At 52.4% G+C, this 13532-nt stretch carries 15 protein-coding genes; 13 read left to right on the plus strand and 2 right to left on the minus strand.

Going from position 1 to position 13532, the window contains the following annotated elements:
* The first annotated feature begins 127 nt into the window (after nt 1-127).
* From FYJ64_RS04155 to FYJ64_RS04170, 4 genes are read left to right on the plus strand one after another with little or no spacing between them, the layout of a single operon-like run.
* Entirely contained in the window at nt 128-940 is an 813-nt protein-coding gene (locus FYJ64_RS04155; protein WP_154573981.1) for a tetratricopeptide repeat protein, read from the plus strand.
* Nucleotides 937-1872: a DUF4037 domain-containing protein gene (locus tag FYJ64_RS04160; RefSeq protein ID WP_154573982.1), complete on the plus strand. Its 936-nt coding sequence runs from the start codon at nt 937-939 to the stop codon at nt 1870-1872. The genes FYJ64_RS04155 and FYJ64_RS04160 overlap by 4 nt, the downstream gene beginning before the upstream one ends.
* Nucleotides 1873-1894: 22 nt before the next feature.
* Nucleotides 1895-2539 (plus strand): DUF4125 family protein, encoded by a 645-nt coding sequence (locus tag FYJ64_RS04165; RefSeq protein WP_154573983.1) that lies wholly within the window; start codon nt 1895-1897, stop codon nt 2537-2539.
* 41 nt (nt 2540-2580) lie between these two features.
* Nucleotides 2581-3408: a MerR family transcriptional regulator gene (locus FYJ64_RS04170; protein WP_154573984.1), complete on the plus strand. Its 828-nt coding sequence runs from the start codon at nt 2581-2583 to the stop codon at nt 3406-3408.
* Between the two features lie 130 nt (nt 3409-3538).
* On the opposite strand, the gene FYJ64_RS04175 is transcribed toward FYJ64_RS04170, so the two are convergent.
* Nucleotides 3539-3802, minus strand: a complete 264-nt coding sequence (locus FYJ64_RS04175; RefSeq protein ID WP_154573985.1) for a hypothetical protein — start codon at nt 3800-3802, stop codon at nt 3539-3541.
* Between the two features lie 3 nt (nt 3803-3805).
* Nucleotides 3806-4897: a hypothetical protein gene (locus tag FYJ64_RS04180; RefSeq protein ID WP_154573986.1), complete on the minus strand. Its 1092-nt coding sequence runs from the start codon at nt 4895-4897 to the stop codon at nt 3806-3808.
* A gap of 518 nt (nt 4898-5415) precedes the next feature.
* Here FYJ64_RS04180 and FYJ64_RS04185 point away from each other — a divergent pair.
* Genes FYJ64_RS04185 through eutJ form a run of 9 tightly spaced genes read left to right on the plus strand, consistent with a single transcriptional unit; the run spans nt 5416 to nt 13520 of the window.
* The gene (locus FYJ64_RS04185) at nt 5416-5718 is read left to right on the plus strand and encodes a BMC domain-containing protein (protein ID WP_075712137.1); all 303 of its coding nucleotides are present in this window, start codon (nt 5416-5418) and stop codon (nt 5716-5718) included.
* A gap of 29 nt (nt 5719-5747) precedes the next feature.
* A complete protein-coding gene (locus FYJ64_RS04190) occupies nt 5748-6062 on the plus strand; it encodes a BMC domain-containing protein (protein ID WP_075712136.1) in 315 nt (104 codons plus the stop codon).
* Between the two features lie 23 nt (nt 6063-6085).
* Nucleotides 6086-7582 carry an aldehyde dehydrogenase family protein gene (locus FYJ64_RS04195; protein ID WP_427810812.1) on the plus strand — a complete coding sequence of 499 codons (1497 nt, stop codon included), beginning with the start codon at nt 6086-6088 and terminating at the stop codon, nt 7580-7582.
* A gap of 59 nt (nt 7583-7641) precedes the next feature.
* Nucleotides 7642-10212 (plus strand): choline trimethylamine-lyase, encoded by a 2571-nt coding sequence (cutC, locus tag FYJ64_RS04200; RefSeq protein ID WP_154573987.1) that lies wholly within the window; start codon nt 7642-7644, stop codon nt 10210-10212.
* 31 nt (nt 10213-10243) lie between these two features.
* Nucleotides 10244-11188, plus strand: coding sequence for a choline TMA-lyase-activating enzyme (cutD, locus tag FYJ64_RS04205; RefSeq protein WP_154573988.1), 945 nt, complete (start codon nt 10244-10246; stop codon nt 11186-11188).
* Between the two features lie 23 nt (nt 11189-11211).
* Nucleotides 11212-11571: an ethanolamine utilization microcompartment protein EutS gene (eutS, locus tag FYJ64_RS04210; RefSeq protein WP_075712133.1), complete on the plus strand. Its 360-nt coding sequence runs from the start codon at nt 11212-11214 to the stop codon at nt 11569-11571.
* Nucleotides 11571-12047 (plus strand): EutP/PduV family microcompartment system protein, encoded by a 477-nt coding sequence (locus tag FYJ64_RS04215; RefSeq protein WP_075712132.1) that lies wholly within the window; start codon nt 11571-11573, stop codon nt 12045-12047. The genes eutS and FYJ64_RS04215 overlap by 1 nt, the downstream gene beginning before the upstream one ends.
* A complete protein-coding gene (locus tag FYJ64_RS04220; protein ID WP_154573989.1) occupies nt 12025-12684 on the plus strand; it encodes a cobalamin adenosyltransferase in 660 nt (219 codons plus the stop codon). The genes FYJ64_RS04215 and FYJ64_RS04220 overlap by 23 nt, the downstream gene beginning before the upstream one ends.
* Nucleotides 12666-13520: an ethanolamine utilization protein EutJ gene (gene eutJ / locus FYJ64_RS04225; protein WP_154573990.1), complete on the plus strand. Its 855-nt coding sequence runs from the start codon at nt 12666-12668 to the stop codon at nt 13518-13520. The genes FYJ64_RS04220 and eutJ overlap by 19 nt, the downstream gene beginning before the upstream one ends.
* The last annotated feature ends 12 nt before the right edge of the window (nt 13521-13532 follow it).

A 13532-nucleotide genomic window follows, 5' to 3' on the forward strand; every position in this document is an offset into this window, starting at 1 on the left:
ATAATCTGATTTAGGATAACGCGAAAACACGGTTTTGTCAATAATTGCGGATTGAATTAAACCGCGTTATGCGATAAAATTTATGTAAAGACTGATTTCAGAAATATAAAAAACCGGAGATGAGAATATGGCACAGACTATAGATATAAAAAGCTTTTACGAAGGGCTTGACCGGATGTACGGACAGCACGATTACGGTGAGACAGAGAAGTACCTTCTCGGAAGTCTGAAGACGGCGCAAGAGGAGATGAATATCTCTCTGATTATCGCGGTCAGTAATGAACTGGGAGGATTTTATCGCGCAGCAGGAAAGGTGGATGAGGCGAAACTGTTGAACGACAGTGTTCTGAAGGCCCTGGAGTCGATCGGTCAGGATCGGAACGAGAATTATGCGACCGCGCTGATGAATGCGGCGAATTCCCATAATTCTGCGCATGAATATGACGTGGCGCTGGGCATGTATAAGAAGGCTGAGGATCTCCTGGAGCAGCTTGGACTGGGCAGAGACTACCGCATGGCAGCGCTGTGCAATAATATCAGTTCACTGTACCGGGAGAACGGAGATCTGGAGGAAGCGGAAAAGATGGCGCGCAAGTCCATCCTGATCATTTCCGAGATTCCGGACGCGCGTCTGGATATGGCCACAAGTCTGATCAACCTGGGAGAGGTGCAGACCCGTCTCGGAAAATACCGGGAGGCGGAGGAAAGCCTGAAGACAGCTGCGGCAATCTATGAGCATGATGCAGGCGGGATGGACATTCATTATGCATCCGCCGTCGCGGCGATGGGCGCGCTGGAATACTACAGGGGAAACTTTGAGGCGTCTGCGGAGCAGTACAGAAAGGCGCTGGAACTGATCCGGCGTGATTTCGGAAAGTCCGCATATTACACGATGATTGAAAACAACCTGAAAATGGTGGAAGCGGAGATGAGAAAATGAAGGGCATGGAACTGGCTCGCGCGTATTATACGCAACTGGGCGCGCCGCTGATTCGTCAGGCTCTGCCGGAATATCAGGGCCGTATCGCGGCAGGACTGGTAGGCGAGGGATCTGAATGCTACGGATACGATGACGCATATTCACAGGATCATGATTTCGGTCCGGGTTTCTGCCTCTGGGTCACATCAGATACGGCAGTCAGAGTGGGAAAAGAAATTCAGGCTCTGTATGACAGTCTTCCGAAAGAATTCATGGGATATACCCGGAACGAAACCCCGGAAGGGAAGGGACGGGTAGGCCTTTTTCGAATAGATTACTTTTATCAGCGGTATACGAACTGTCCGGGAGCACCGGAGACCAATATGCAGTGGATGAATGTTCCGGAGAGGTTCCTTTCTGTTGCGACAAACGGTGAGGTCTTCTCGGATCCTGAGGGGGAATTTACTGCTGTCCGACGGAAACTGCTTGCCTTCTACCCGACCGATGTGCTTCGCAAGAAGCTGGCCGCCAGAGCCGCAGTGATGGCACAGGCGGGGCAATATAATTATCCGCGCTGTGTTCAGCGGGGAGACAGAGGCGCGGCTTTTTTCGCGATGAATGAATTTGTACAGGCGGCTCTTTCCGCGGTGTTTCTGTTGAACCGTAAATACATGCCATTTTATAAATGGGCGTTCAGGGCTGCGGGAGAACTTACGATTCTGCAGGATTCAGTCCGGCGTCTGCGTCGTCTGGCTGATCTGGAGCAGGTTGTTCCTCCGGCAGAAGCGCAGAGCCTCATTGAGGGAATATGCGCGGAAGTGGCAGAAGAACTGAGACGGCAGGACTTTTCCTCATCGGAGGATTCCTTCCTGGCCCCACACAGCGGCGAGATTATGGCGGGAATACAGGATCCTGAGATCCGCAGGCTGCATGTGATGGCGGACTGTGGCTGAGGATCGGAGAAAGGAACAGATTATGGAGCATGTACAAAGAAACCGCAGCGAGAAAGACAGACTGATCAGTGAGATTGTCTCGCTGGAATGGAATATGTTTCAGAAAGTGGAGAACATCGGGGGCCGGGCGGGCTGTCAGGATGACTGGAACACATTTTACATCATGCGGTACAGCCAGGATGCGACATGGAGCGAGGACACTCTGCGCAGTTACCTGAACGATCTGAGGCAGGCTGCGGCGTCAGGACGGAACCTTCTGACGGAAAAATACGCGTATATGATGGAATTCACTGATCCGGAATATTACCGGGAACATCTGCAGGCATCGCTGCCGGCTCTTTCGGAGCAGAAGGGACGTCTGATTGCGGAGATTGTCAGTCTTCAGCTGATCTCTCACCGGAGATTCGCCGGTCTGTTTCCTCGGATTGCGGGGGCGGGCCGGCCGGTCGGCGATGAACGAGGTGAAACATCGGTGAAATCCTATTCCATCGGCGAACTGAAAACCTATTCGGAGGAAACGCTGCGGCTGCTGCTGCGGGATGTAAAGCAGAATCCGGATATGGTGCTGGATATTCAGCGGGGCATCGCGGAGTTCTACGGGTACTCCGGACTGGAGGCTGCGGAACAGGCGCTGGCCGGCAGAGATGGTGAACGGCAGTCACAGTAGAGCATCAGAACATCAGGACAAGTTTCTCCGGAGGAGACAAAATGGAAACGATCAAGGAATTTTACTCAATCGGCGAGGTCAGCAGGTTATGTAACGTATCCCGCAAAGCGATGCGTTTTTATGATGAGATCGGACTGATCCACCCGGACAAGGTCGGCAGCAACAACTACCGGTTTTATTCCCGGGAGGCTCTTCTGAACCTGACGATTCTGAAATATTACAAACAGATGGGGTTCAAGCTGGAAGAGATGAGAAATCTGATGGATACAGAGGAGTATCAGGAGATTGAACATGGATTCCTGCGGAAAATCAGCGAGCTGGAAGACGAGCAGGTCAGCATCGAGAACCAGCTGACTTCAGTGCGTGACTGGTATTCGCTGCTGCTGGAGGCGCAGACCGTTATTCTGAACGATGCGCGGGAGGTTTCCGTTAAATATATTGAACCGGATGAGTTCGGATTTATGGATCAGGAGTACATCGGCGATCCCAAGGAAGCTGTGATTAATCTGGAGTGGACGGAGTTCCTCGATCAGCTTGCGGTTGAGATTACAGGGCCGGTCATGATTGAATTTCCATCGTATAAAGACCGTATTGACAACCGATGCACCAGGATGCGGCTGCTGCAGAAGATGATCCGACCCAGACATAAGGAATATCTGACGCAGATGGGTGGCTGTATGATGCTGTCATGCTATCATATCGGCCCTCACAATACAATTGCGGACACTTACCATAAGATGGAGAACTGGGCCCGGAGCCATGGCTACCTTCTGGGAGATTCCTCCTGGGAAAGGTATGTGACCGATTATTGGACCACAAAGAATACAGAGATGTTTGTTACGGAGATCCGGTTGGATGTGCATCGCTGACAGCCGGTGTGAATGTCCGTGTCCCGAGGCGCGACGCTTCTGAAACAGCGTACAGAAAAGAGCTGCCGCACTAATCAGTTTAGTGCAGCAGCTCTTTTTGTTTGCGGTCAATCTGCTGTGAAATGATGAATCAGTCGACGTATTTTCTGATGGTGTCGATCATTTCCTGGTCGGATTTGTAGTAGATGATCAGGTTTCCGCTGCTGTCCATCTCCAGCCTGTTCTCGGCGATCAGACCGTTGGAGCAGGCAGTCTGGAGAGCCTCGTCCATCTGCTTGTCGCTGAAGGCCCGGAAAGTGCCGTATTGGGCTCTCAGCGCATCCTGCACGTCAGCACGGCAGGCCTCCTTGCCGCTTGTAAAGAATTTCAGAATTGCCATATTCAGTGGTAGCATAGTTTACGCCTCCTTTGTAGCCTTGTCCTGAGAAATAGCGAGGATGACGATACCAACGACCATGATGAGGGCGCCGACCCATCCCTGCCAGGGAATGGCGTAACCGTCAACACCGAAGACCAGTCCGATGACAATGAAGCACCAGAAGGGACCCCAGAACGCATATGTGCCGTTGCAGCCCATGCCCAGCGCCGCGCCGCACATCGATGCTCCCTTGTACCAGAACTTGAAGGAGAAGGATGCGAACATACCGGCGATGAAGAACATCCAGATGGAAGGACCGTCTGTCAGAGCCGCGCCCAGAAGCCGGAAGCCGGTTCCGATTCTGTCTCCGCCCATAATGGAAAGGATGGAGACAAGGATAACCGCGTTCACGATTCCGGAAGTGCACTGACGGATGACAATCGCAACCTCATAGTCTACGATGCAGCACGCATAGCCTCCGACTGCGCCTTCGATACCCCAGCCGAGAGCTGCCAGGAACGCCGCGGCCATACCCAGAACAGCCTTGCCGTCGAAGGACAGTCCGGTCATGCCGGTGCTCCCGATGAGCACCGCTGCGCAGAAGCAGATCACGATACCGAGAATCATTCCTGCGGACAACTTCTGCTTATAAAGAAATCTTCCGATAATCGCGCCGATTGCCGCGTTCAAAGCCGCGATCGGAACGATGATGGAACCCGCCATCTGCAGTCCGATTACATAACAGGTGGACGCGAAAGGTCCGCCGATGATCGCTGCGATGATCAGGATTCTTCCGGGTTTGGTTCTCAGGGACCGTTTGAAGTCTCCCAGACGACCGATGATCGCTGCGTAGATCAGAGACCAGACTGCGGAGCAGAGGTCGTTGACCGCAGCACCCAGTGCACTCAGCGTGTAGATCAGCGCGAACGCGGACAGACCCTTGGCGATGCCGGTTGCACCGTAGAAGTCAATCCAGACGCCGGACTCCATTCCATGCGTCATGAACGCGGTGTATCCACCGTAGAGGAAACCGGATAAAAGTGCGATCAGAATTCCTTTCTTGCGAAAAGACTTGTCGCGCGCTTCCTTTGCTGCCAGAGCATTTGCGGGAGCGTTTGCTAAGTTGCTCATAATTTCACCTCACAAATAAAAATCAAAGAACTAATACTTAGAATCGTTGGTTTCGATTCTTCACAATGTTGCGTTGATTATACTCTAGGGGAAGTGGGGCGGTCAATGCTTTTTTCGGGGAATTCATCCGGATCAAAGGAGAAACCGTACCGTCCGAAATGGCAGAATAAAGGAAACACAGCGGTTTCGTCAATTTCTTAACAAGAAGAAAAATTTTTGAGTCGCAATTTCCAGAATATGGCAATACTATTCCCCAAGGGGGAAGGTTTTTGTTTCATTTATGTAAAAATATTCCATAATAATTTTTTTTGTTCTGCCGCGGAATGCAAAAAAAAGCCCTGAAAACCCCAAAAAAATCAATAATTTTCAGAAAATTGAGCACCAAAAAGGGACCTCGTTCAGGTCGGGAGCATTTCCGTCATTGACATTTCCGTAGGGGGAAACTGTAGAATCAAAGTAACTGAAATCAGATTAAAGAAGTGTAATCACATGGACTTTGCAGAAAGGAGCGATTACGTATGAGCAGATATTACGGCGAACAGGCAATCGGACTTGTCGAAACCATCGGCATGGTTCCTGCGCTGGATGCCTGTGACAAGATGCTGAAGGCTGCGGATGTGGAACTGATTTCCTATGAAAATATCGGATCCACGCTGGTTACGATTATTGTCAAGGGCGATGTTGCGGCATGTAAAGCTTCCGTAGAGGCGGGCGCCAGAGCGGCGGCGGCGATCGGAACGCTGACGGCGCAGAATGTAATGCCGCGGCCGATTCCGGATATCGGCGATATCGTATCTTGCCACGATGTCGATTGTTATTGATTTCGATACAGTACAGGAAGGATTTAAACATGAGTAATAAAGGTCAGGGACAGGCATTGGGTATGATTGAGACCTTCGGACTGGTATTCATGCTTCAGGCGGCGGATGCGATGGTGAAAGCCGCAGAGGTGGAAGTCGTCGGTTATGAAAATACCGCGTCCGGCTACATCTCAATTCTTACGAGAGGCGACGTTGCGGCCTGCAAGTCGGCGGTCGAAGCCGGAATCAAGGCCGTTGAAGAGATGGGCGCGGAGGTGTACAGTTCCTGCGTTATCGCGACGCCCCATCCGGGACTGGAAAAGATCATTGAGAGATATACACTGGATAAGCTGTTGCCGTATTAGAGATGTGACTGGAGGGAGTGACGATGATGAATATCATAGACAATGATTTGCTCTCCATCCAGGAAGCGCGTATTCTGGCGGAAAACGCGGGCGGCGTGCAGGCGGAACTTGCTTTGTTCACGCAGGAACAGCTTGACCGGATCGTGGAAGCCATGGCGGACGCAGTCGAGCCCCACGTCGAGGAACTCGCAGTGCTGTCCAGCGAAGAGACTGATTACGGCAACTGGAAAGACAAGTATGCGAAGGATCGCTTTGTCTGCGGCTATCTGCGTGAGCAGCTGCGGGGAATGCGGTGTGTCGGCGTGATCGGCGAGAACCCCGAGAAGGGGCTGATGGACGTCGGTGTTCCCGTGGGCGTGATCGTGGCGCTCTGTCCGGCAACGAGCCCGGTATCGACGACGATTTACAAAGCGCTGATTGCAGTGAAGGCCGGAAATCCGATCATCTTTTCGCCGCATCCCAGAGCGAGAGACACAATCGGAAGAGCGCTGGATATCATGATTGAGGCCGCGGAGGCCAGCGGGCTTCCGGAGGGAGCACTCAGTTATCTGCATACCGTGACCAAAAGCGGTACTGTGGAGCTGATGCATCATCCTTCCACATCGCTTCTCCTGATTACTGGTGTACCGGGAATGCTCGATGAAGCGTACGAAGCGAGAAAACCGCTGATTTACGGCGGAGCCGGAAACGGTCCGGCATTTATCGAAAGAACCGCAGACGTGCGTCAGGCGGTTCGGGACATCATCAGCAGCAAGACCTTTGATAACGGCCTTCTGCCGGCGGCGGAGCAGTCCGTCGTAGTCGATGCTCCCGTCGCGGAACAGGTCAGAGCAGAGTTCATGGCGAATCATGCGTACTTCATGACTGAATGTGAATCCGAGCAGCTGGCGAAGCTGATCTTCAATTCTGACGGCTCGGCCAACACCACGCTGGTGGGAGTTACGGCGGAGACGCTGGCGAAGAGAGCCGGGTTCAGCATTCCTCCGGAAACGGTGCTCCTGGTTTCGGAGCAGAAGTATGCGTCGCAGGAGAATCCATATGCGAGGGAGAAACTGGCGCCGGTAGTGGCGTTCTTCATCGAAGATGACTGGGAACACGCCTGTGAGAAGTGCATCGAGCTGCTGCTGAAGGACAGACGCGGACACACGCTGGTCATCCATTCAACGGACGGCGATGTGATCCGGCAGTTCATGCTTCGCAAACCGGTCGGAAGGATACTTGTCAATACGCCTGCAACCTTCGGGAGCATGGGAGCATCCACTAATATGTTTCCGGCGATGACTCTCGGCAGCGGCTCGTCCGGACTGGGGATCACCTCAGACAATGTGTCTCCGAGAAATCTGATTTATGTCAGGAAGGTGGGATTCGGCGTCCGGAGCGTGGAGACGGCGGATCGTGAATTCTTCGGAAGAGACCGGCTCCCGGATAAACCGAGAATAAAGACGCAGGATATTGAAACTGCGGAACAGGTCAGGGTAATACAGGGACTTCTCAGGGAGGCTGTGGAACAGAAGAACTGAGGAGAGTAAATAACATATAAGAACAAGGTGGAAACCTGAAACGAAAGAGAGGTAACCCATTGGACATTCGTGATTTTTCAAACAAACTGGCGGAAGCTACGAAAGACATGTCGGCGGAAGAGCGCAACGCACTGAAGTCCATGTTTGAGAATGTTACTAAAGAAATGGAACGTAAGGAAGCGGCAGCTCCGGCGCAGGCGGCAGCGCAGCCAGCCGCGGCAGCTCCGGCTCCGTCTTCTCCGGACTGGCAGCCGGACGGACCTACGCCAAGAATCAAAGCGCTGAAGGATAACTACAGAAAGCAGGTTCCGTCGATTTCCACATACCGCGCGAGAGCGGTCACAGAAATCACAAAGGCGAATCCCGGAATGCCGAAGATCATTCTGAGAGCCAAGGCGTTCCGCCACTGCTGCGAGACTGCTCCACTGATCATTCAGGATAATGAGCTGATCGTCGGAAATCCGACGGGCGGTCCCCGTGTCGGCGCGTTTGCTCCGGACATCGCATGGAAATGGATGAGAGACGAGCTGGATACCATCGGAACCAGAGACCAGGATCCGTTCTACATTTCTGATGAAGATAAGAAATACATGAAAGAGGAACTGTTCCCCTTCTGGGAAGGAAAATCCGTTGACGAGTACTGTGAAGACCAGTACAAGGAATGCGGCGGCTGGGAACTTTCCGGCGAATCCTTTGTTTCAGACTGTTCCTATCACGCGCAGAACGGAGGCGGCGATTCCAACCCCGGATACGACGTGATCCTGATGAAGAAGGGCATGAAGGACATCCAGCAGGAGGCGAGAGAGCATCTGAAGGAACTGGATTACGCCAACCCGACGGATATTGATAAAATCTACTTCTATAAAGGCGTGATCGACACGACTGAAGGCGTCATGATCTACGCGAAAAGACTGTCTGATTATGCTGCGCAGCTGGCGGGACAGTGCACCGATCCGACGAGGAAAGCAGAACTCCTGAAGATCTCAGAGATCAACGCCAAGGTTCCCGCTAACAAGCCGGAAACCTTCTGGGAAGCTATTCAGGCAGTCTGGACCGTCGAGTCCCTGCTTCCGGTAGAGGAAAATCAGACCGGCATGTCCATCGGACGTGTGGACCAGTATATGTATCCGTTCTACAAGGCGGATATGGAGTCCGGCAGAATGAATCAGTTTCAGGCGTTTGAACTGGCGAGCTGCATGCTGATCAAGATGTCCGAGATGATGTGGGTAACCAGTGAAGGCGCATCCAAGTTCTTCGCCGGATATCAGCCCTTTGTTAACATGTGCGTAGGCGGCGTTACCCGTGAGGGTGTCGACGCGACCAACGATCTGACCTACCTGCTGATGGACGCGGTGAGATTCACGAAGATTTATCAGCCGTCGCTGGCCTGCCGGATTCACAACAAATCGCCTCAGAAGTACATGGAGAAGATAGTAGACGTCGTAAGAGCGGGAATGGGATTCCCGGCCTGCCATTTCGACGATACTCATATTAAGATGATGCTTGCCAAGGGAGTGTCGATTGAGGACGCGAGAGATTACTGCCTGATGGGCTGTGTAGAACCGCAGAAGTCCGGAAGACTGTATCAGTGGACCTCCACCTCCTATACCCAGTGGCCGATCTGCATCGAGCTGGTGCTGAATCACGGTGTACCTCTCTGGTACGGTAAGCAGGTCACACCTGATCTTGGTCCTCTCACGCAGTATAAGACTTATGAGGACTTTGACAAAGCGGTCAAGGCGCAGATCCAGTATATCACCAAGTGGACTGCCGTTATGACGGTAATCTCCCAGAGAGTACAGAGAGATCTGGCGCCGAAGCCGCTGATGTCCATCATGTTCGAAGGCTGCATGGAGAAGGGCAGAGGCGTTGAGGCCGGCGGCGCGATGTACAATTACGGACCGGGCGTCGTCTGGAGCGGACTCGCGACCTATGCGGATTCAATGGCGGCGATTAAGAAACTGGTATTCGATGACAAAAAATATACGCTGGAGCAGTTGAACGAGGGCCTGAAGGCAGATTTCGTCGGCTACGAGCAGATGAGAGCGGACTGCCTGGCAGCGCCGAAATACGGAAATGATGACGATTATGCAGATCTCATCTGCACGGATCTGATCAACTTCACCGAGATGGAACACCGCAAGTACAAGACTCTGTTCGCGCAGATGTCCCACGGAACGCTGTCCATCTCCAACAATACGCCGTTCGGACAGATGACCGGCGCCTCCGCTAACGGACGGAAAGCGTGGACGCCGCTGTCGGATGGAATTTCTCCGACACAGGGCGCAGACAAGAAGGGACCGACGGCCATCATCAAGTCCGTCTCGAAGATGTCTAACGACAACATGAACATCGGCCTGGTGCACAACTTCAAGCTGATGCCGGGAATCCTGGATACACCGGAGGGCGAACAGGGTCTGATCACTCTGCTGAGAACCGCCTGCCTGTTCGGGAACGGCGAGATGCAGTTCAACTACGTGAACAATGAAGACATGATTGCTGCACAGAAGGATCCGGACAGCTACAGAGATCTGGTTGTTCGTGTCGCCGGTTACAGTGCATTCTTCACGGAACTGTGCAAGGACGTGCAGGATGAGATTATCAGCAGAACCATGCTGACACATTTTTAAACAACAGTAATATAAGCAGGAGTTCAGCATAATGAGCGGCAACGGAGAAGCGCTGGAGCGTAAAGCTACTATATTCAACATACAAAAATATAATATGCACGACGGTCCGGGGGTAAGGACGCTGGTATTTTTCAAAGGCTGTCCGCTTCGCTGTAAATGGTGTGCCAATCCGGAGGGACTGGAACGAAAGTTCCAGGTCATGTTCAAGAAAGACGCCTGTGTAAGCTGCGGGGCATGCGTTCCGGTGTGCCCCAAAGGCATTCACAGCATTACGGCGCAGGGACATACTGTGAATCGGGAAATCGACTGCATCGGATGCCGGAAGTGCATGGATGCCTGTTTGTATAACGCGCTGGACATTGCCGGAGAGGTTCAGACCATTTCGAAAATCATGGATGTGGTACTGGAGGATCGGATGTTCTACGATATGTCCGGCGGAGGTATGACCCTGGGCGGCGGCGAATGCACGGCGCAGCCTGAGGCATGTCTCAGTCTCCTGCAGACAGCAAAACAGAACGGCGTTAATACTGCGATCGAGACCTGCGGCTATACGCCCCACGACAAACTGATGAAAATCGCGGAATATGTGGATCTGTTCCTGTTTGACATCAAGCATTTCAATTCGGACAGGCACAGTGAACTGACAGGCGTCAGAAACGAAATCATCCTGAAAAATCTTACGGAGCTTCTGAATACAAAGCATAATGTAAAGATCAGGATGCCGATGCTGAAGGGTGTGAACGACAGTCGTGAAGAGATCGAGAATACAATGAAATTCCTGCTTCCTTTCAAGGATATGAAGAATTTCAAGGGAATCGATCTGTTGCCGTATCACAAGATGGGAGTAAACAAGTACGGACAGCTTGATATGGAATACCAGATCAAGGAGGATCCGAGTCTTTCACAGGAGGACCTGGATCGCATTGAAGGTTATATCAAACCGTTCGATCTGCCGGTTTCAGTGATCCGGCACTAGACAGTTATTTTTCTGAGGTAGCTATGGGTGTAATCAAGGAAACAAATGATGAACTGCAGCGTGTCATAGAGGAATCGGTTCCCGGCAAACAGGTGACCATTGCTCATGTCATCGCCGCGCCCATGACGGACATCTACGAACGTCTTGGGATTGACGAGGCGGGAGCCATCGGCATCCTGACTTTGTCTCCCTATGAGACGGCGATCATTGCGGCTGATATCGCGACGAAAGCTGCGGATGTCCAGATCGGCTTCCTCGACAGATTTACAGGCTCTGTCGTCATTTCCGGAGACGTGCAGAGCGTGGAGACGGCGCTGCAGGCGGTAACGGACACCTTGTGCAATCTGCTGGGATTCAGTACAGTGGAGGTTACAAAGACCTGATGCGCAAAATAATGGTGATCGGTACCGGAAAGTCCGGAAAGACGGCATTGGTGGATGCCATCAACGGAGAAAAACGACCGCCGAGAAAAACGCAGGATATGATATTCGGAAAATACACCATAGACGTTCCGGGTGCATACCTGGAAAATCCCTGGATGTACAAGCATCTCATATCCGCGGCACAGAACAATGCGGGACATATTCTGATTCTTGTGGATCAGAGCAATCCCGTCGACAAATATTCTCATGGATTCGCGAAGGTTTTCCGCTACCCGGTTACGGGAGTGATTACCAAATGTGATCTTCATCCGGAGAATGAGGAGACATGCCGGAAACAGCTGAAATACATCGGCGTTGAGGAGCCTTATTTCCGGGTCAGTGTGAAAACGGGCGAAGGCATAGAGGAACTGAAGGAATACGTGCTGAAAGACATCATTGAAAGGTCGAAGAAACATGAAATTCATAACGGAAGATGATCTGAGAGACATCTACAGAAAAGATCCTTTTACAAGCTATGAAATCCAGCCGGGCGCCAGACTGACTCCGGGCGCCAGACAGTTCCTGCAGGACAGACAGATCAATGTATTCGCAGACGGAACAGCGATGCACGTCGGCGATGGAGTCGTGGCAGGCAGAGAGCCGGGTGTCGGCACTCCGGATCTTCTGAAGGACAGAAGGCTGGGAGCGTGTCTGAAATCCGCAGAGGCCCTGTTTCTTCTGACCGCATCGGAGCTGATGGAACTCGACGTGGTTCTGGCGCAGGAGGTTCTGCAGCTTGGCAGAAAGTTCGAGGAAATCAAGTACATGGCGAAGGAGGGGAAGACCTTCGAGCCGGTTCCGTTCAGAACATGCGGAGGAATGACGGCGGAGACATTCTGCTGTGACATAGGCGACTGCTTTGATATCACAGAATTCCATATGCAGACAGAGAAGGGGCGGCAGATTCTGCTGCTGCACCGGCTGCGCTGCGAGCTTTATGAGGTGCAGGTCACCGTTATGGAAGTCCGTTGTACCAACAAGGCAGTGACAGAAAGACTGAATCAGATCATCAACTGCATTTCGCAGCTGATATGCAAGGCCTTTGGAGGGGGAGAATGTCTGAGAAACGAGTAAACTTTGAGTATTGCGATCAACTGGTGGAGAAGTTCGAGCAGGTCTGCGAAAAGCCGGAACTTCACAAATCGTCTGTGTATTATACCGGCGTCGACCTCGGAACCGCCTGCGTGGTTGTGGCGGTGCTGGATGAGAACTACGAGCCGGTGGCAGGATGTTACAAATATGCCGACGTCGTCAGAGACGGCATGGTCGTGGACTACATCGGAGCTGTTCAGATCGTCCGTGAAATGAAGCAGGAATTGGAGGAGAAACTGGATACAGAACTGGTTTATGCGGCAGCCGCAATCCCGCCGGGAACGGAAACTGTCGATTCCGGTGCCGTGGAGAACGTCGTGCGGGGAGCAGGATTCACTCTGAGCAACCTGCTGGATGAACCTACAGCTGCGAACGAGGTGCTGAAGATCCAGAACGGAGCGGTTGTCGACATCGGCGGCGGAACGACCGGAATCTCTATTTTCAAGGACGGAAAGGTTGTTTATATCGCCGACGAACCTACAGGGGGAACACACTTTTCACTGGTTTTGTCCGGCGCTTACAAAATGCCCTTCGAGGATGCAGAGGTGTTCAAACGGGATCCGGACAATCACAAAGAAATCTTTCCGGTGCTCAAGCCGGTGATCGAAAAGGTCGCGGCCATCATCAACGAGCATATCGAGGGACATCAGGTTGAGGAGATCTCCCTTGTTGGAGGAACCTGCTGTCTGACCGGGATCGAAGGTACCATCGAGAAGAAAACAGGAATCTACACGCATAAACCCAGGAATCCGATGTTCGTCACGCCGCTGGGAATCGCACTCAGCTGCAGGCAGGAGGAATACGAAGGAAAATGGTAGACACGGGAAGAG

The organism is Hornefia butyriciproducens, from assembly GCF_009695915.1.
Taxonomy (GTDB): Bacteria; Bacillota; Clostridia; order Peptostreptococcales; family Anaerovoracaceae; genus Aminicella; species Aminicella butyriciproducens.

Bases quoted from the DNA above. Each gene is read 5' to 3' on its own strand.
- FYJ64_RS04155 (WP_154573981.1), top strand. From the start codon at position 128: ATGGCACAGACTATAGATATAAAAAGCTTTTACGAAGGGCTTGACCGG.
- FYJ64_RS04160 (WP_154573982.1), top strand. From the start codon at position 937: ATGAAGGGCATGGAACTGGCTCGCGCGTATTATACGCAACTGGGCGCG.
- FYJ64_RS04165 (WP_154573983.1), top strand. From the start codon at position 1,895: ATGGAGCATGTACAAAGAAACCGCAGCGAGAAAGACAGACTGATCAGT.
- FYJ64_RS04170 (WP_154573984.1), top strand. From the start codon at position 2,581: ATGGAAACGATCAAGGAATTTTACTCAATCGGCGAGGTCAGCAGGTTA.
- FYJ64_RS04175 (WP_154573985.1), bottom strand. From the start codon at position 3,802: ATGCTACCACTGAATATGGCAATTCTGAAATTCTTTACAAGCGGCAAG.
- FYJ64_RS04180 (WP_154573986.1), bottom strand. From the start codon at position 4,897: ATGAGCAACTTAGCAAACGCTCCCGCAAATGCTCTGGCAGCAAAGGAA.
- FYJ64_RS04185 (WP_075712137.1), top strand. From the start codon at position 5,416: ATGAGCAGATATTACGGCGAACAGGCAATCGGACTTGTCGAAACCATC.
- FYJ64_RS04190 (WP_075712136.1), top strand. From the start codon at position 5,748: ATGAGTAATAAAGGTCAGGGACAGGCATTGGGTATGATTGAGACCTTC.
- FYJ64_RS04195 (WP_427810812.1), top strand. From the start codon at position 6,086: ATGATGAATATCATAGACAATGATTTGCTCTCCATCCAGGAAGCGCGT.
- cutD (WP_154573988.1), top strand. From the start codon at position 10,244: ATGAGCGGCAACGGAGAAGCGCTGGAGCGTAAAGCTACTATATTCAAC.
- eutS (WP_075712133.1), top strand. From the start codon at position 11,212: ATGGGTGTAATCAAGGAAACAAATGATGAACTGCAGCGTGTCATAGAG.
- FYJ64_RS04215 (WP_075712132.1), top strand. From the start codon at position 11,571: ATGCGCAAAATAATGGTGATCGGTACCGGAAAGTCCGGAAAGACGGCA.
- FYJ64_RS04220 (WP_154573989.1), top strand. From the start codon at position 12,025: ATGAAATTCATAACGGAAGATGATCTGAGAGACATCTACAGAAAAGAT.
- eutJ (WP_154573990.1), top strand. From the start codon at position 12,666: ATGTCTGAGAAACGAGTAAACTTTGAGTATTGCGATCAACTGGTGGAG.